This window comes from Rhodococcus wratislaviensis, from assembly GCF_900455735.1.
Lineage (GTDB): Bacteria > Actinomycetota > Actinomycetes > Mycobacteriales > Mycobacteriaceae > Rhodococcus_F > Rhodococcus_F wratislaviensis.
In genome coordinates, this window is the sequence record NZ_UAUI01000007.1 from 43,944 (window position 1) to 60,471 (window position 16,528).

A 16,528-nucleotide genomic window follows, 5' to 3' on the forward strand; every position below is an offset into this window, starting at 1 on the left:
GACACGACAACAGCCGCTCGATCGGGGGATCGAGCGGCTGTTGGAGAGCCTACGACGGAAGAACCGTCAGATCTTGTTGATAGCCTGCGCGAGAGCAGACTTCTTGTTGGCAGCCTGGTTGGCGTGAATGACGCCCTTGCTGGCTGCCTTGTCGAGCTTGCGGCTGGTGGCGACGAGGAGCTCGTTGGCCTTGTCCTTGTCACCGGCCGCCGCAGCCTCGCGGAACGAGCGGATCGCCGTGCGCAGCGAGGACTTCACCGACTGGTTACGGAGTCGGGCCGCCTCGTTGGTACGGATCCGCTTCACCTGGGACTTGATGTTGGCCACGCGTAAAATCCTGTCGTCTTAAGCTGGTTACGGTCGAGAAAGCTCTGGGCGCACACATATGCACCGACAGGCGAGATTACCAGTGATCGGTGTCCGATCTCAAACCGGCACCCGGACGCGCCGACAAATCCTGCGGCTGCGCTGCTGAACGGGTGTGCATGTAGCAGCATGTCTGGGATGACGCCCCCAGCATCGAAGTCGTCAACAGTAACGAAATCGTCGGCAACCTCGAAAGCCCCCGTCCGAAAATCGGGGGGAAGCACGCAGGCGGGTGCGAAGGCATCGGGAACCCAGCCGCGGACGCGGGTGACCGCCCGGCCGCGCAAGCCCGTCGAACCCGCCCACGTGTTCGACGGGTACACCGACATCGGGCGCTACGGGCTGGCGTTCGACGAGATGTTCGACCGCGACGGCACCGTCCGCCCGCCGTACAAGGGCGTCTTCAAGGCGCTCGAGCCCGCGGACCGAGCCGACCTCGCCGCCAGATCCGAGGCCCTCGGCAGGGCATTCATCGACCAGGGCGTGACGTTCTCGCTGTCCGGTCAGGAACGGCCCTTCCCGCTCGATCTCGTTCCTCGGGTCATCGCCGCTGCCGAGTGGACGCGTCTCGAGAAGGGCATCAAGCAGCGCGTCCAGGCGCTCGAGATGTTCCTGGACGACGTCTACGGGGAACAGCGCATCCTGCGTGATCACGTGCTGCCGAAGCGGTTGGTCACCTCGTGCGAGCACTTCCACCGTGAGGCCTCGGGAATCGTTCCGCCGAACGGGGTGCGGATCCACGTCGCAGGAATCGACCTCGTCCGCGACGAGAACGGGGTGTTCCGCGTGCTCGAGGACAACCTGCGTTCGCCGTCGGGGGTGTCCTACGTCATGGAGAACCGCCGCACGATGGCGCGGGTGTTCCCCGACCTGTTCATGTCGCACCGCGTGCGGTCCGTCGGCGACTACGCCTCCCATCTCCTTCGCGCGTTGCGCGCTTCGGCGGCCCTCAACGAGGCCGACCCGACCGTCGTGGTGCTGACACCCGGTGTCGCCAATTCCGCGTACTTCGAGCATTCGCTGCTCGCGCGCCAGATGGGTGTCGAACTGGTCGAGGGCCGCGACCTGTTCTGCCGCGACAACATGGTCTACATGCGCACGACCGAGGGTGAACGGCAGGTCGACGTCATCTACCGCCGCATCGACGACGACTACCTCGACCCCATGCACTTCCGCCCGGACTCTGTGCTCGGGGTGGCCGGCGTCCTGAACGCGGCTCGGGCGGGCAACGTCGTCATCTCGAGTGCTGTCGGGAACGGGGTCGGTGACGACAAACTCGTCTACACCTACGTCCCGCAGATCATCGATTACTACCTCGGTGAGAAGCCGTTGCTCGCGAACGTCGACACGTTCCGGTGCTGGCTCGACGAGGAGTGCGAGGAGGTCCTGGACCGGGTCGACGAACTGGTGATCAAACCGGTGGAGGGTTCCGGCGGCTACGGCATCGTCTTCGGTCCCGACGCATCACCCAAGGAACTGAACACGATCGCCCGGAAGATCAAGGCGGACCCGCGCGGGTGGATCGCGCAGCCCGTCGTCCAGCTGTCCACGGTGCCGACCAAGGTCGGGGACGAACTGGTTCCCCGGCACGTCGATCTGCGGCCCTTCGCGGTCAACGACGGTGACGACGTGTGGGTGCTGCCGGGTGGGCTCACCCGTGTGGCCCTGCCCGAGGGGTCGCTCGTCGTGAACTCCAGCCAGGGTGGCGGCAGCAAGGATACGTGGGTGCTCGCGAGCAGGAGCTCCGACGAGGAGCGGGAACTCGCGGGTGAGGAGCTCGTGGCCGAGCCGGCGCAGTCCGCCGAGGCCGAGCAGGGACCCGAACTCAGCACCACTCAACTGCAGCAACAACAGCAACAGCAGCAACAACAGGGCCAGGGAGGTGATCGCTGATGCTGGCGAGGAACGCGGAATCGCTGTACTGGATCGGCCGGTACGTCGAACGGGCCGACGACATGGCCCGCATTCTCGACGTCGCCGTGCACCAGCTGCTCGACGACGCCTCGGTGGACCCCGACCGCACGTCCCGGTTGCTGCTGCGGGTGCTCGGCATCGAAGCGCCCGACACCCAGCTCGACGTCCGGTCGGTGACCGAACTGGTGGCGTTCAGCCGCAACCAGGTGGGCTCGATCATCGACTCCCTCGCCAGCGCCCGCGAGAACGCGCGGGGTGCCAGGGAGGTCACGTCCAGCGAAATGTGGGAGTGCCTCAACACCACGTACAACGGTCTCGCCGAACGTGAGCGGGCGTCCAAGCGTCTCGGGCCGCACGAATTCTTCCGGTACGTGGAGGAACGCGCGGCGATGTTCGCGGGTCTGGCCGATTCGACGATGAGCCGCGACGACGGATACCGCTTCCTGCTGCTCGGCCGCTCGATCGAACGCGTCGACATGCTCGCGCGGATGCTGTTGTCCCGTGCGGGCGACCGCCCGTCCTCGCCGGCGTGGGTGACGGTGCTGCGTTCCGCGGGAGCCCACGACACCTACCTGCGCACGTACCGCGGCGCGCTGGACGCCAACCGGGTGGTCGAGTTCATCCTGCTGGACCGGCTGTTTCCGCGGTCGGTGTTCCACGCCATCCGGCAGGCGGAGTTGTGCCTCGCCGAGCTCGATCACCAGCCCGACAGCCGCGTCGGACACAGGGCCGAGGCGCAGCGTCTCCTCGGCAGGGCCCGGAGCGAACTCGAGTTCCTGCCGCCCGGCGTGCTCCTCGAGGATCTCCAGGATCGGCTCGCGGGGTTGCAGGAAACCTGCCGCGAGCTCGGAGAAGCCATCGCGCTGCAGTATTTTCACGCCGCGCCGTGGGTGGCGTGGACCGATGCACGGGCTGTCGGCGGCGAAGCCGTCGTGGAGGGAGAGCTGTGAGCTGGCGTATGAGAGTCGTGCACACCACCGGGTATGCCTACGACGCACCGGTCACGTCCTCGTACAACGAGGCGCGACTGACCCCGCGCGGTGACAGCAGGCAGACGGTGATCCTGAACCGCGTGGAGACGACGCCGGCGACGCGGTCGTACCGCTACACCGACTACTGGGGCACCGCCGTCACCGCATTCGATCTCCATGCGCCGCACAAGGAACTCGAGGTCACCGGGCTGTCCGTGGTCGAGACCGAACCGTTCTGGGAGCCGGAGGAGAAGGTGGACTGGGACGAGCTGGCCAGCCCTCCGCTCACCGACCGGTTCAACGAACAGCTGAGCAACACCACGTTCGTGCCGCGCAGCCGCAAGCTCGACACCATCGCCCGCGATCTCCGCAAGGGCCGCACCCCCGACGAAGCCGTTGTCGCGGCGGCGGACTGGGTGCATCGGGAGATGGATTACGTTCCGGGGACGACGGGCGTCCACACGTCAGCGGTCGACGCCTGGGCCGAACGGCAGGGCGTGTGCCAGGACTACGCGCACCTGACACTGGTCCTTCTGCGCAGCATGGGAATTCCGAGTCGCTACGTGTCCGGCTATCTGCATCCGAAACCCGATGCGGCGGTGGACGACACGGTGGCGGGGGAGAGTCACGCGTGGGTCGAGGCGTGGACCGGCGCGTGGTGGGGATACGACCCCACCAATGCCGTCGCGGTGAACGAACAGCACGTGTCGGTGGGTATCGGACGGGACTACGCGGACGTTCCGCCGCTCAAGGGCATCTTCTCCGGGGGCCGGGCGACAGATCTCGAAGTCGTCGTGGAGATCACACGCCTGGCGTAAAGTGCCAGCCAGATCTATCTGTGGAAAGCAGGACTAACGATCCATTTCGACGAAGGTGGGTTCATGTCTCCAACCGCACAGGAATACGTAGAAGTCGAACCGATCTCGGATCTCAAGAAATACGTAGCAGAGGCGGTCGGTACGTTCGTACTGGTCTTCGCGGCGGTGGGTACGGCGGTCTTCGCCGGAGCCAAGGTCGGGAACCTCGGTGTGGCACTGGCATTCGGACTGACCCTGCTCTTCCTCGTCTACGCCATCGGCCCCATTTCGGGCTGCCACGTCAACCCGGCCGTCACGGTCGGACACCTCGCTCTCGGCCGGTTGTCCGTCGTGAAGGCGGGATTGTACGTCGTCGCCCAGGTCATCGGCGGACTCGTCGCCGGAGTGGTGATCTACGCGATCGCGCAGAGCCTGCCCTCGTACAACCGGGCGGACGACGGTCTCGGCGCCAACGGCTGGGGCGCCCACAGTCCGTCCGCCATCAAGGGACCGCTCGGCGGGGTCATCGAGAACGGCTACGGCATCGGTGCGGCGATGATCATCGAAGTCCTGCTCACCGCGCTGCTCGTGTTCGTGGTCCTCGCATCCACCGACCAGATCTCCGACGTCCCGCTCGCCGGTGTCTCCATCGGTTTCACGCTCGCCGTGATCCACCTCGTGTCGATCCCGATCGACAACACCTCCGTCAACCCGGCCCGCAGCCTCGCCGTCGCGCCCTACCAGAACGGTGCGCTCGCCCAGGTGTGGTTGTTCATCGTGTTCCCGTTGATCGGTGGCGCGGTGGGTGCGCTGGTCTACCGGTCGCTGTTCGGCCGGTACGACCGACTGCAGAGCTGAGCACCGACGAGCAGGGGCCTGCGAGGCGCATTTCTCGCGTGCGTCGTTCTCGCGCTCACCGGGGCGCTTCCCGCGACCGCGACCGCCGAGGGCGCACCGCGGCCGGGACCGACATACGTGGCTCTCGGTGACTCCCGCGCGGCCGGGCCGCTCATCGAATTCTCCGAGCACCGCGACCTGTGCCTGCGCTCACCGGACCTGAACTACCCGGCGAAGCTGGCGCACCTGATCGGCGCGGCTACCGTCACCGACGTCACCTGCTCCGCCGCGACACCCGCCCATGTGATCAGCACCCCGCAGTTCGTGGGGACGCGTTTCGCTCCGCCGCAGATCGACGCGCTCCGCCCGGACACCGACGTCGTGACGCTCAGCATCGGCGGGGGCGGTTCCAATCATCTGCCCGTGTCGGTGCGCTGCGGCGCCCTCGTGCCCGGCGCGGATGCCGGTTGCCGCGACAACCCGCGGGCGGAGCAACTCACGGTCGAGGGGATCGCGACGATGGCGCCCCAGGTCGACGCCGTGGTCGCCGCGATCGTCGCGAAGGCACCGCATGCCGAGGTCTACCTGATCGGGCACGGCGGTTCCGTCGGACGACACGGCTGCTGGCCGAACACGCCCGTGTCCGACCCCGACGCGGTCTGGCTCGAGCGATACTTTGCACGGTTCAACCAGATCTACGTCGAGGCCGCGGCCAGGTACGGCGTGCACTACGTCGACATCGCGCAGGCCGCCGTGGACGGTGGACACGACGCCTGCGCGCCGGCGGGGCAACGGTGGTTCGAGGGCCTGCTGCCGCAGTCACCCGCCGAACCGGCTCATCCCAACGCGCTCGCGATGACCGCGATCGCCGAGATCATCGCCGAAGATCTGGGCGGGTAACCCCTCACTGCCAGCTGAAGTCCGCCCGCAGACGCCGCGCCACGATCTCGAACTTGTCCCGGGCCATGACAGCGCCCTCGCGGCGGATCCCCGCCTCCGGCACGTCCAGTACCCGGTCCAGGCGGATCCAGCTGGGACGGCCCTCCGCATCCCACGCCCCCGAGCCGACCGCGATCCAGTCCCGGTCGCCGTCGTGCTTGCTCTGCGAGGACAGCATCAAACCCAGCAGGGTGTCGCCGTCGCGTCCGACGACGAGCACGGGCCGATCCTTGCCCTGGCTCGGATCCTCCTCGTACGCCACCCACGTCCAGACGATTTCACCGGGATCCGCGCGACCGTCCAGGTCGGGGGAGTACTCCACCCTCCGTGCCCGATGGGCTGTCGGGGCGGAGTTCGCGGTGACCGGACGACCCGGGGCCGGCTTCGGCGCGGCGGCCGTCGACCCGGTCAGGACACCGGCCGCGCGGTCCAGCGCGCCGGACTTCTGCAGCTGCCGGAGAAGCTGCGGGCCCTTGTCCCGTGCAAGTCGGCCCAACGTCTTCCCGATGCTGCTCCACGTGCTCGCCATGGCCGCCGAGCTTAGTGCGTGTATGCCGCAGCAGCCGCAACGCGGTGACTTGGATATCCTGACAGGTGACAGTGGCCCGGAACCGGGCCGGTGCCGGTCCAGGTAAGGGGTCCCCCATCAGCAGCTTCGCCGACAAGACGTTCACGGATCCTGCCCGGATCCGGAATTTCTGCATCATCGCGCACATCGATCACGGCAAGTCGACGCTGGCCGACCGCATGCTTCAGCTCACCGGTGTGGTCGAGGAGCGGCAGATGCGTGCCCAGTACCTCGACCGCATGGACATCGAGCGCGAGCGCGGCATCACGATCAAGGCGCAGAACGTCCGGCTCCCGTGGAAGGTCGGCGACGAGGAGTTCGTCATCCACCTCATCGACACTCCCGGGCACGTCGACTTCACGTACGAGGTCTCCCGCGCACTCGAGGCCTGCGAGGGTGCGGTCCTGCTGGTGGATGCCGCCCAGGGCATCGAGGCCCAGACTCTCGCCAACCTGTACCTGGCGATGGAGAAGGACCTCACCATCATCCCGGTGCTCAACAAGATCGACCTGCCCGCCGCCGACCCCGACCGGTACGCCGAGGAGATCGCGCACATCACCGGATGCGAACCGGGTGACGTGCTGCGCGTGTCCGGCAAGACCGGCATGGGGGTGAAGGAGCTGCTCGACGAGGTCGTGCGGCAGATCCCCGCTCCTGTCGGCGACCCGGACGGTCCGGCCCGTGCGATGATCTTCGACTCCGTGTACGACGCCTACCGCGGAGTCGTCACCTACGTGCGCGTCGTCGACGGCCGGATCTCGCCGCGCGAGAAGATCACCATGATGTCGACGGGCACCACCCACGACCTGATCGAGGTCGGCATCATCTCGCCCGAGCCGAAGGCGAGCATCGGACTCGGCGTCGGCGAGGTGGGGTACCTCATCACCGGTGTGAAGGACGTCCGGCAGTCGCGAGTCGGCGACACGGTCACCGCCGCGCGCGGCGGTGCGACGGAACCCCTCGTGGGATACCGCGACCCCAAGCCGATGGTCTACTCCGGCCTCTACCCGCTCGACGGTTCGGACTACCCCGTGCTGCGCGACGCCCTCGACAAGTTGCGTCTCAACGACGCCGCCCTGGCCTACGAGCCGGAGACGTCGGTGGCGCTCGGGTTCGGGTTCCGCTGCGGATTCCTCGGACTCCTGCACATGGAGATCACCCGCGACCGCCTCGAGCGCGAGTTCGGACTCGAACTGATCTCGACGTCGCCGAACGTGGTGTACCGGGTGGTGATGGAGGACGGTTCCGAGCACGTCGTCACCAACCCGTCGTACTGGCCGGAGGGCAAGATCCGCGAGGTCTACGAGCCGATGGTGAAGTGCACCGTCATCGCGCCGAGCGAGTTCATCGGCGCGATCATGGAGCTCTGCCAGAACCGGCGCGGTGAACTCGGAGGCATGGACTACCTGTCCGAGACCCGCGTCGAACTGCGCTACGAGATGCCCATGGGCGAGATCATGTTCGACTTCTTCGACGCCCTGAAGTCGCGGACCAAGGGCTACGCCAGCCTCGACTACGAGGAGTCCGGCGAGCAGCAGGCCGACCTGGTGAAGGTGGACATCCTGCTGCAGGGCGAGGCGGTCGACGCGTTCTCGTCGATCGTGCACCGCTCGGCGGCAGGCGCGTACGGCGGCCGGATGACATCGAAGCTGCGTGAGCTGATTCCCCGTCAGCAGTTCGAGGTGCCGATCCAGGCGGCGATCGGCTCGAAGATCATCTCGCGTGAGAACATCCGCGCGATCCGCAAGGACGTGCTCGCCAAGTGCTACGGCGGTGACATCAGCCGTAAACGCAAGCTGCTCGAGAAGCAGAAGGAAGGCAAGAAGCGGATGAAGACCATCGGCCGGGTCGAGGTTCCGCAAGAGGCCTTCGTGGCGGCGTTGTCGTCCGAATCGGTGGGGGACAAGCCGAAGAAGTAGGCACCGCGACCGCTCGGTTGTTCTCCTCCGTCGACGTCTGATCGAAAGAAGGTAGGTGCGGCACGTGGCCCTCGAAACCTGGCTCACCCGGACACTGGGAATCGAGGTGCCGATCTTCGGCGCCCCGATGGGCGGACGGGCAGGCGGGACCCTCGTCGCGGAGGTGTCGAAGGCGGGTGGGCTCGGCCTGCTCGGCGCCGCGCGCTACGCCACCCCGGAGTGGGTGGCGAAGGAGACGGCGGTCGCGCGGAGCATCGGCGGCGACGCATTCGGGATCGGGTTGATGACCTGGGCGCTCGACGACGACGACGCGCTGCTCGACGCCGCGCTGGCGGAGAACCCGCGGGTCGTGTCGCTGTCGTTCGGTGATCCCGCCCCGTACGTGGAGCGGGTCCACGCCACCGGGGCGCTGGCGGTGTCGCAGGTCAACACGATCGACGATCTGCGGGTCGTGGAGGCGGCGGGCGTCGACTTCGTCATCGCCCAGGGCGGTGAGGCGGGCGGCCACACCGGGCGGATCGGGACGTTGCCGCTGCTGCAGGAGATCCTGGAGGCCACCGCGCTGCCCGTGCTCGCCGCGGGCGGCATCGCGACCGGTCGCGGTCTCGCCGCCGTGCTCGCCGCCGGCGCGGAGGGCGCGATGATCGGGACCGCGCTGCTGGCCAGCCCCGAGACCATCGGACCGGAGTACGCCCGTGACAAGCTGATCGCGGCGGGCAGCGGCGACACCGTGTACACGTCGGTGTTCGACCAGGCGCGCAGCCAGCCGTGGCCGGCCCGCTGGGGTGGACGGGCCCTGAGCAACGAGTTCACGTCGCGCTGGCACGGCGCGGGAGCCCCCGACGCCGAACTCGCCACCGCCTACGATCCCGCGAACCCCGACCTCGGTGTCGTGTACGCCGGGGAGGCGGCGGGCCTCGTCACGTCGGAGCGGCCTGCGGGTGCCGTGGTGCGGCGGATCGCGGCCGACGCGGAGCGGTTGCTGCACCGTTTCGCGGAGTAACCCGTCGCCACCAGCAGCCAGTGGGTCGACGCCCTCCTCGAGTTCGGCGTCCAACCCGTCGCGTATCTGTCCGCGGGCGCGATGGGCGACGAGCGCGGCCTGTACCCCTGGGAGTCGGAGGTCGACGACTCGGCCGTGGAACTCGACCGCGCAAGCATGACGCAGGTGGGTGCGTCGCTGCCGGAAGAGCAGATCGCCGGCTTCGCGCCCGATCTGATTCTCGGCTCGTTCGCCGTCGCCGACCAGGAGGACTTCGACCGGATCAGCAAGATCGCGCCGACGGTCGCCGCGCTGGGCGACGTGCAGGTCGACCCGTGGGAGTCGCAGGTCGAGGTCCTCGGCCGGATCCTCGGTGAGGAGGACCGCGCGGCCGAGATCATCGCGAACACCAACGGGACCGTCGACGGCCTGGCCGACCGGCTCCCCGCACTGTCCGGCAAGACGGCGGTGCTGTCCCAGTTCGTCTTCGCCACCGGACAACTCGTCGTCGTCGCGGATCCCGACGACGGCGCGAGCGCGGTGTTCCGGAGGCTGGGGCTGACATTGCCGCCGACGCTGGTGGAAGAAGCGGGGGCCACCGGCGGCCGCCTCACCCTGAGCCCGGAGCGGGTGGACGCCCTGAACGCCGACCTCGTGGTGATGCTGCCCAACGGCGGCACCCGCGACGATCTGATGCGGTTGCCCGGATTCGCCCAGCTGCCGTCCGTGCAGCCGGGTGGTCTCGCCGTCGAGGACTACGCCACGGTGGTCGGGTTCAACACCCCGTCGAGCCTGTCCCTGCAGTACTCGCTGGGCCGGATCACGCCGCAACTGGAGGCGGTCGGCGCCTGATCACACCATGTAGTGGGCAGGGTGGAAGCCGCTCGCCGCGGCCTCCTCGGCGCGGATGACGTGAACGACCGCGTTGATCAACGCCAGATGCGTGAACGCCTGCGGGAAGTTGCCCAGGTGCCGCCCCGACTCGGGATCGATCTCCTCCGCGTACAGCTCGAGGGGGCTCGCGAACCCGAGGAGCCGCTCGCACAGGCGCTTCGCGCGGTCGAGTTCACCGATCTCCACGAGCGCCGACACGAGCCAGAACGAACAGATCGTGAACGTGCCCTCCTTGCCCGTCAGCCCGTCGTCCGTGGTCTCCACCCGGTAACGCAGTACCAGCCCGCCCTCGGTCAGCTCGTCCGCGATGGCGAGCACGGTCGCGCGGATGCGCGGATCATCGGCGGGCAGGAACCGCAGAAGCGGAGCGAGGAGGAGTGAGGCGTCGAGCTCGTCGCTGCCGTACCGCTGGGTGAGGACTCCGCGTGCGTCGACGCCGTGCTCGAGAATGTCGGCCTTGATCTCGTCGGCGAGGTCGGCCCACCGATCCGCGTAACTCGCCTCGCCCTGCTGCTCGGCGAGTTTCGCGCCCCGGTCGAGCGCCACCCAGCACATGATCTTCGACGACGTGAAGTGCTGCGGCTCGCCGCGCACCTCCCAGATGCCGCGGTCGGGGAGCTGCCAGTGCTCGATCGCCTCCTCGACCTGACGTTTGAGCATCGGCCACAGCGTCTCCGGCACCCGCTCGCGCGATCGCACGTGCAGGTACACGGAATCGAGGATCGTTCCCCAGATGTCGTGCTGGTCCTGGTCGTACGCACCGTTTCCGATCCGCACCGGACGCGCGCCGTCATGGCCGGACAGGTGCGGCAGCTCCTCCTCGACGAGGGTCCGCTCGCCGCCGACGCCGTACATCACCTGCAGCGGCCGGTACTTGCCGTCGTCGGCACTGGACACGTCGTAGAGGAACGCGAAGAAATCGTCGGCCTCCCGGTCGAGTCCGAGGCTGTACAGCCCCCACAGGGCGAACGTCGAATCCCGCACCCATGCGTAGCGGTAGTCCCAATTTCGTTCACCCCCGGGGGTTTCCGGAAGCGACGTGGTCGACGCGGCGAGCAGCGCGCCGGTGGGGGCGTACGCCAACCCCTTCAGCGCCAGGGCGCTGCGCTGCAGGTAGCCACGCCACTTGTGGTCGGGGAAGCGGCCGGTCGTGATCCATTCCCGCCAGAACTTCGCCGTCTGCCACATCTTCTCGGCAGCCTCGTCATAGGTCTGCGGCGCAGGCATGTGCGTCCAGGACAGTGCGACGAACACGTTGTCGTCCTCGACCATCCGGGTCCGGGCCCGGGCCTCGCGCCCTTCCAGCCCGAGCTTCATGTTGCTGGTCAGCCGGAGTGTGGGGTGGTCGCCCGCACCACTCGACTTGCAGGTGGCGGTGGCTTCCTCGTAGACCTTCCCCGTGTACTCCCACACCGCGTCGCCGCGGTGGTAGTCGAACGCGGGCTCGCAGCTCATCTCGAGATCCACGGTGCCGTTCACGCATTTGACGGTCCGCAGCAGGACGTGTTCGGCATCCCAGTCAGTGGGGGTGCGGCGATGGGAGCGGGACCGCTGCTCCACGTTGTGCCACGGGCCGAGCACGAGTGCGTCGCGGACGATGAGCCACCCCGTTTCGGTCTGCCACGTCGTTTCGACGATCAGTCCTCCCGGGAGGTAGCGGCGGGCGGCGGGCACGTTCTGCCCGTACGGTGCGATCCGGAAGTGGCCCGCGCTGCGGTCGAGGACGGCGCCGAAGACGCTGGGGGAGTCGGGCCGGGGGATGCACATCCACTCGACCGCCCCGTTCCGGGCTATCAGGCAGGTGGTCTCGCAGTCCGACAGGAATGCGTAATCGTCGATCGGCGGAAACGCGCGACGGTGGCGATGCGCAGCGGAGCGGGGCTGGTCGTCCGAGTGCGCATCGAGAGACACCATCTGATCATCATCGGCCGTCGTCGCCGCGGCGTCCACCTGTGCGCCGGCCACGGGCCGGCGAACGATAGGGTGGCACGGTGGACCGGATGGCGAGTTGGTGGGACGGCTTCGAGCTGTGGATCGCCGGGCTCCCGTTCGTTCCGCAGGTCGCCCTCGTGCTGCTGGTGATGGTGCCGGTGTGCCGAGGACTGGCGTGGCTGCTCGATCGTGGCCTGGCCGCAGTCTTCGTCCTGCTCAGGCGGGACGTCTCGAAGGTGGAGGAACCCTGATGCCGCGCTCACGCGTCACGCTCGCGCTGCTCGCGCTGCTCGTCCTCGTCGTCGTCGCCTGGCTGGTCACCCGGTAGATCCCGTTCGATGTGGGCGGTTGGTTCAGCCTCTGCTACAGTCCACGGCGTGTCTGAAGCCGCTGTACACCAGGTCCGCCATGAATTGGCGTTGATCGCTGTCGGCATGCTCGCAGTCGCCGACATCGACTGTTGTTGATTTCTCCTCGCACACAGAACTGCGCGCGGGTGACACCACGCACCGCTCGACCGGTCTCGCGCTGCTGATTTTCGTTCGCATTCCTGATTTCCCGCTCGGGCGATCCCTGCGTTCCTCCCCACGCACCACCTCCCACGTTGTTCGCACCACCCCTCTGTGACAGATCCCCAGGAAGGTTTCTCCCATGAAACGCCGTTCTCGTAGTCTTCTCACGGCCCTCGTGACGCTCGGAGCTGTGGCGCTGACCGCGTGCAGCGGCGGCGCCAGCGACACCGCCGGCGCCGACTCGGCCGGTGCCGACGGCAGCGCAGGCACCATCAACCTGTACGCGTACGCCGTACCGAAGCCGGGATTCGACAAGCTGATCCCCGCGTTCAACGCCACCGACGAGGGCAAGGGCGTGGCCTTCCAGCCGTCCTACGGTGCCTCCGGTGACCAGTCCCGCAAGGTCAAGGACGGCGCCGAGGCAGACTTCGTCAACTTCTCCGTCGAACCCGACATCACCCGCCTCGTCGACGCCGGTCTGGTGGACAAGAGCTGGAACCAGGACGCCTACAACGGGATTCCGTTCGGTTCGGTCGTCACCATCGTCGTGCGCGAGGGCAACCCGAAGAACATCCGCGACTGGGACGACCTGTTGCGCCCCGACGTCGAGGTCGTGACCCCGAACCCGTTCAGCTCCGGATCCGCGAAGTGGAACCTGCTCGCACCGTACGCGGCGAAGAGCAACGGCGGCCAGGACCCGGCCGCCGGTCTCGCCTACATCACGTCGCTGGTGAACGACCACGTGAAGATTCAGCCGAAGTCGGGACGCGAGGCGTCGGAGGCGTTCCTGCAGGGCACGGGTGACGTGCTGCTCAGCTACGAGAACGAGGCGCTGTTCATCGAGGGCAACGGTGACCCCGTCGAGCACGTGACCCCGCCGACCACGTTCAAGATCGAGAACCCGGTCGCGGTGCTGTCGAACAGCAAGAACCTGGAGAAGGCCAACGCGTTCAAGGACTTCCTCTACACCACCGAGGGCCAGAAGCTGTGGGGCGAGGCCGGATTCCGCCCGGTCGATCCCGCGGTGGCCGCGGAGTTCGCCGACAAGTTCCCCGAACCGGCCAAGCTGTGGACCATCGCCGATCTCGGCGGCTGGTCCAAGGTCGACTCCGAGGTGTTCGCCAAGGACACCGGGTCCATCGCGGTGATCTACGACAACGCAACCAAGTAAGACCGACATGAGCGACACGACGACGGCGACGGGCGGACGCGGCACCACGGTGCCGTCTCCGCCCGTTCCGCCTACGCGCAAGAAGATCGCCCGGGTCACCGGTGCGGTGGGACCGCTCGGCATCGGCATCGCGACGCTCTGGCTGAGCATCATCGTGGTCCTGCCACTCGCCGCGCTCACCGTCGCCTCGTTCGGCGACGGAATCGGCGGCTTCGTGGACGCGATCACCTCGCCCGTGGCGGTGGCGTCCCTGCGCGTCACCGTCGTGGTGTCGGTCGTGGTGGCCGTGATCAACGTGATCATGGGCACGCTCATCGCGTGGGTTCTGGTGCGTGATGAATTTCCCGGCAAGCGGGCCGTCAACGCGCTGATCGACCTGCCGTTCGCGTTGCCGACCATCGTGGCCAGCATCGTGCTGCTGTCGCTGTACGGCCCGGAGAGTCCGATCGGCGTCCACCTCAACGCGACGCAGCCCGGTCTGATCGTGGCACTGGCATTCGTGACGCTGCCGTTCGTCGTCCGCTCGGTGCAGCCGGTGCTCATCGAGGTGGACAGGGAAGTCGAGGAGGCTGCGGCCTCACTCGGCGCGGACAACGTGACGATCTTCCGGAGAGTCGTGCTGCCGACGCTGACCCCGGCCATCATCAGCGGCGCGGGGCTCGCGTTCGCCCGCGCGATCGGTGAGTACGGATCCGTCGTCCTGATCGGCGGAAACATTCCCCGAGAGACCCAGGTCGCTTCCCAGTACATTCAACAGCAGATCGAAATCGACAGGCCGGCGGCTGCGGCGGCCGTGTCGGTGGCTCTCCTGGCCATCGCGTTCGTGACGTTGTTCGCCCTCCGGGTCTTCGCCAGCCGGGGGCAGCGTCGTGAGGAGCAGGCGGAATGAAGCTCTCTGGGTCCACCCGGATCACCCTGCGCGCGGTCGCGCTGCTCTATCTGTTCGGCCTGCTGGTGGTGCCGATCGTCATCATCCTGTTCCGCACGTTCGAGAACGGGATCGGCGCCTTCGTCCAGTCGATCAGCACACCGGCCGCGATCTCCGCGCTCAACCTGTCCCTGCTGATCGTGGCGATCGTCGTCCCCGTGAACGTGGTATTCGGGATCGTCACGGCCCTCGCGCTCGTCCGGGGCCGCTTCCCCGGCCGCGGTCTGGTGCAGGCGGTGGTCGACCTTCCGTTCGCCGTCTCGCCCATCGTGGTCGGCGTGTCGCTGATCCTGCTGTGGGGTGCCAACGGCTGGTTCGGCGGGCTCGAATCGCTGGGGTTCAAGGTGATCTTCGGGCTTCCCGGCATGGTCATCGCCACACTCTTCGTGACGTTGCCGTTCGTCGTGCGGGAGGTCGAGCCCGTCCTGCACGAGATCGGCGAGGAGCAGGAACAGGCCGCCGCGACTCTCGGTGCGAGCCGCTGGCAGACGTTCTGGCTGATCACACTGCCCGCCATCCGCTGGGGCCTCACCTACGGTGTGGTCCTGACCGTCGCCCGCTCGCTGGGCGAGTTCGGAGCGGTGATCATGGTGTCGTCGGGCTTCCCCGGTGTATCCCAGACCCTGACCCTGCTCGTTCACTCGCGCTACATCGACGACCACAACACGTTCGGGGCGTACTCCGCAGCCACCCTGCTGATGGGCATTGCGCTGATCACCCTGCTTCTGATGACTCTGCTCGACCGCAAGAGGAGCACCACATGATTACCGTGACCGGCGCCCGGAAGAACTACGGGTCCTTTGCTGCTCTCGACGACGTCTCCATCCACATCCCCTCGGGTTCGCTGACCGCGCTCCTCGGGCCCAGTGGTTCGGGCAAGTCGACGCTGCTCCGATCCATCGCCGGTCTGGAGTCCCTCGACTCCGGCACCGTCGTGATCGGCGGGAACGACGTCACCGACATCTCCCCGCAGAAGCGGGACATCGGCTTCGTGTTCCAGCACTACGCGGCGTTCAAGCACATGACGGTGCGCGACAACGTCGCGTTCGGTCTGAAGATCCGGAAGCGGCCCAAGCCGGAGATCGACAAGAAGGTCAACGAGCTTCTCGAGATCGTCGGCCTCGACGGCTTCCAGCACCGGTATCCGGCGCAGCTGTCCGGCGGTCAGCGTCAGCGGATGGCGCTCGCGCGGGCCCTGGCCGTGGACCCGAAGGTGCTTCTCCTCGACGAGCCGTTCGGCGCGCTCGACGCGAAGGTCCGCACGGACCTGCGCACTTGGCTGCGCCGGTTGCACGACGAGGTGCACGTGACCACCGTGCTGGTCACCCACGACCAGGAGGAGGCCCTCGACGTCGCCGACCGGATCGCCGTCCTCAACAAGGGCCGGATCGAGCAGATCGGCGAACCGGAGGACCTCTACGACCGTCCCCACAACGACTTCGTGATGTCGTTCCTCGGGTCGGTGGCCAAGCTCAACGGTCAGCTGGTCCGACCGCACGACATCCGTCTCGGCCGCGACCCCGACCTGGCTCTCGCCCAGGAGGCAGGCACGGCCGAATCGCTCGGCGTCACGCGGGCCACCGTCGAGCGCGTGGTGCACCTGGGGTTCGAGGTGCGGGTGGATCTGCGTAACGAGGCGACCGGTGAACCCTTCTCGGCGCAGGTGACCCGCGGGGACAGCGCCGCACTCGGCCTGCAGGAAGGCGAGACCGTGTACGCGCGGGCCACGCGGGCACCCGAACTCCCGGAGGCCGAAGTTCCGGTCTCCCTGTAACTCCCCGCCGATGTAGGAGGCGAC

The 16,528-nt window shown here is 67.7% G+C and carries 17 protein-coding genes; 14 read left to right on the forward strand and 3 right to left on the reverse strand.

The window, feature by feature from the left end; genetic code table 11:
• Window positions 1-66: 66 nt before the first annotated feature.
• Window positions 67-327: a 30S ribosomal protein S20 gene (gene rpsT, locus DTA22_RS11100; protein WP_005248015.1), complete on the reverse strand. Its 261-nt coding sequence runs from the start codon at window positions 325-327 to the stop codon at window positions 67-69.
• A 306-nt stretch (window positions 328-633) separates the two neighbouring features.
• Between rpsT and DTA22_RS11110 the strand changes: the two genes are divergently transcribed.
• The 5 genes from DTA22_RS11110 (at window position 634) to DTA22_RS11130 (ending at window position 5,785) form a co-directional block, all read left to right on the forward strand.
• Window positions 634-2,259, forward strand: coding sequence for a circularly permuted type 2 ATP-grasp protein (locus tag DTA22_RS11110; RefSeq protein WP_112299457.1), 1,626 nt, complete (start codon window positions 634-636; stop codon window positions 2,257-2,259).
• Window positions 2,259-3,230: an alpha-E domain-containing protein gene (locus DTA22_RS11115; RefSeq protein WP_037226382.1), complete on the forward strand. Its 972-nt coding sequence runs from the start codon at window positions 2,259-2,261 to the stop codon at window positions 3,228-3,230. Before DTA22_RS11110 ends, DTA22_RS11115 begins: the two co-directional genes overlap by 1 nt.
• A gap of 8 nt (window positions 3,231-3,238) precedes the next feature.
• Window positions 3,239-4,069 carry a transglutaminase family protein gene (locus DTA22_RS11120; protein WP_011594353.1) on the forward strand — a complete coding sequence of 277 codons (831 nt, stop codon included), beginning with the start codon at window positions 3,239-3,241 and terminating at the stop codon, window positions 4,067-4,069.
• Between the two features lie 63 nt (window positions 4,070-4,132).
• Window positions 4,133-4,906, forward strand: coding sequence for an aquaporin (locus tag DTA22_RS11125; protein WP_112299458.1), 774 nt, complete (start codon window positions 4,133-4,135; stop codon window positions 4,904-4,906).
• A 117-nt stretch (window positions 4,907-5,023) separates the two neighbouring features.
• The gene (locus tag DTA22_RS11130) at window positions 5,024-5,785 is read left to right on the forward strand and encodes an SGNH/GDSL hydrolase family protein (protein WP_112299459.1); all 762 of its coding nucleotides are present in this window, start codon (window positions 5,024-5,026) and stop codon (window positions 5,783-5,785) included.
• A 4-nt stretch (window positions 5,786-5,789) separates the two neighbouring features.
• Here the strand turns inward: DTA22_RS11130 and DTA22_RS11135 are convergent, their stop codons facing one another.
• The gene (locus DTA22_RS11135; RefSeq protein WP_112299460.1) at window positions 5,790-6,353 is read right to left on the reverse strand and encodes a type II toxin-antitoxin system PemK/MazF family toxin; all 564 of its coding nucleotides are present in this window, start codon (window positions 6,351-6,353) and stop codon (window positions 5,790-5,792) included.
• A gap of 65 nt (window positions 6,354-6,418) precedes the next feature.
• Here DTA22_RS11135 and lepA point away from each other — a divergent pair, with 65 nt between their 5' ends.
• The 3 genes from lepA to DTA22_RS11150 all read left to right on the forward strand — a co-directional run bounded on the left by lepA (window position 6,419) and on the right by DTA22_RS11150 (window position 10,145).
• Window positions 6,419-8,311, forward strand: a complete 1,893-nt coding sequence (gene lepA, locus DTA22_RS11140) for a translation elongation factor 4 (RefSeq protein ID WP_037226390.1) — start codon at window positions 6,419-6,421, stop codon at window positions 8,309-8,311.
• Window positions 8,312-8,375: 64 nt separating this feature from the next.
• Window positions 8,376-9,314, forward strand: coding sequence for an NAD(P)H-dependent flavin oxidoreductase (locus DTA22_RS11145; protein WP_112299526.1), 939 nt, complete (start codon window positions 8,376-8,378; stop codon window positions 9,312-9,314).
• Between the two features lie 81 nt (window positions 9,315-9,395).
• Window positions 9,396-10,145: an ABC transporter substrate-binding protein gene (locus DTA22_RS11150; protein ID WP_245973467.1), complete on the forward strand. Its 750-nt coding sequence runs from the start codon at window positions 9,396-9,398 to the stop codon at window positions 10,143-10,145.
• Here the strand turns inward: DTA22_RS11150 and DTA22_RS11155 are convergent, their stop codons facing one another.
• Window positions 10,146-12,101: a glycoside hydrolase family 15 protein gene (locus DTA22_RS11155; RefSeq protein ID WP_112299527.1), complete on the reverse strand. Its 1,956-nt coding sequence runs from the start codon at window positions 12,099-12,101 to the stop codon at window positions 10,146-10,148.
• 86 nt (window positions 12,102-12,187) lie between these two features.
• Between DTA22_RS11155 and DTA22_RS11160 the strand changes: the two genes are divergently transcribed.
• From DTA22_RS11160 to DTA22_RS11185, 6 genes are all read left to right on the forward strand, one after another.
• A complete protein-coding gene (locus DTA22_RS11160) occupies window positions 12,188-12,370 on the forward strand; it encodes a hypothetical protein (RefSeq protein WP_005247996.1) in 183 nt (60 codons plus the stop codon).
• An 87-nt stretch (window positions 12,371-12,457) separates the two neighbouring features.
• Window positions 12,458-12,586, forward strand: coding sequence for an Ms4533A family Cys-rich leader peptide (locus DTA22_RS37130; RefSeq protein ID WP_368681004.1), 129 nt, complete (start codon window positions 12,458-12,460; stop codon window positions 12,584-12,586).
• A 184-nt stretch (window positions 12,587-12,770) separates the two neighbouring features.
• A complete protein-coding gene (locus tag DTA22_RS11170; RefSeq protein WP_037226395.1) occupies window positions 12,771-13,802 on the forward strand; it encodes a sulfate ABC transporter substrate-binding protein in 1,032 nt (343 codons plus the stop codon).
• A 7-nt stretch (window positions 13,803-13,809) separates the two neighbouring features.
• On the forward strand, window positions 13,810-14,691 hold the full coding sequence (gene cysT / locus DTA22_RS11175; protein ID WP_037226396.1) for a sulfate ABC transporter permease subunit CysT: 882 nt from the start codon (window positions 13,810-13,812) through the stop codon (window positions 14,689-14,691).
• Window positions 14,688-15,494: a sulfate ABC transporter permease subunit CysW gene (gene cysW / locus DTA22_RS11180; protein WP_005261260.1), complete on the forward strand. Its 807-nt coding sequence runs from the start codon at window positions 14,688-14,690 to the stop codon at window positions 15,492-15,494. The genes cysT and cysW overlap by 4 nt, the downstream gene beginning before the upstream one ends.
• Complete coding sequence (locus DTA22_RS11185) at window positions 15,491-16,504, forward strand: sulfate/molybdate ABC transporter ATP-binding protein (protein ID WP_037226398.1); 1,014 nt, start codon at window positions 15,491-15,493, stop codon at window positions 16,502-16,504. Before cysW ends, DTA22_RS11185 begins: the two co-directional genes overlap by 4 nt.
• The last annotated feature ends 24 nt before the right edge of the window (window positions 16,505-16,528 follow it).

What these genes read in the sequence shown, in the direction of transcription:
- DTA22_RS11115 (WP_037226382.1), top strand. Translation starts at nt 2,259, where the DNA reads ATGCTGGCGAGGAACGCGGAATCGCTGTACTGGATCGGCCGGTACGTC.
- DTA22_RS11120 (WP_011594353.1), top strand. Translation starts at nt 3,239, where the DNA reads ATGAGAGTCGTGCACACCACCGGGTATGCCTACGACGCACCGGTCACG.
- DTA22_RS11125 (WP_112299458.1), top strand. Translation starts at nt 4,133, where the DNA reads ATGTCTCCAACCGCACAGGAATACGTAGAAGTCGAACCGATCTCGGAT.
- DTA22_RS11135 (WP_112299460.1), bottom strand. Translation starts at nt 6,353, where the DNA reads ATGGCGAGCACGTGGAGCAGCATCGGGAAGACGTTGGGCCGACTTGCA.
- DTA22_RS11150 (WP_245973467.1), top strand. Translation starts at nt 9,396, where the DNA reads ATGGGCGACGAGCGCGGCCTGTACCCCTGGGAGTCGGAGGTCGACGAC.
- DTA22_RS11155 (WP_112299527.1), bottom strand. Translation starts at nt 12,101, where the DNA reads ATGGTGTCTCTCGATGCGCACTCGGACGACCAGCCCCGCTCCGCTGCG.
- DTA22_RS11160 (WP_005247996.1), top strand. Translation starts at nt 12,188, where the DNA reads ATGGCGAGTTGGTGGGACGGCTTCGAGCTGTGGATCGCCGGGCTCCCG.
- DTA22_RS37130 (WP_368681004.1), top strand. Translation starts at nt 12,458, where the DNA reads ATGTGGGCGGTTGGTTCAGCCTCTGCTACAGTCCACGGCGTGTCTGAA.
- DTA22_RS11170 (WP_037226395.1), top strand. Translation starts at nt 12,771, where the DNA reads ATGAAACGCCGTTCTCGTAGTCTTCTCACGGCCCTCGTGACGCTCGGA.
- cysT (WP_037226396.1), top strand. Translation starts at nt 13,810, where the DNA reads ATGAGCGACACGACGACGGCGACGGGCGGACGCGGCACCACGGTGCCG.
- cysW (WP_005261260.1), top strand. Translation starts at nt 14,688, where the DNA reads ATGAAGCTCTCTGGGTCCACCCGGATCACCCTGCGCGCGGTCGCGCTG.
- DTA22_RS11185 (WP_037226398.1), top strand. Translation starts at nt 15,491, where the DNA reads ATGATTACCGTGACCGGCGCCCGGAAGAACTACGGGTCCTTTGCTGCT.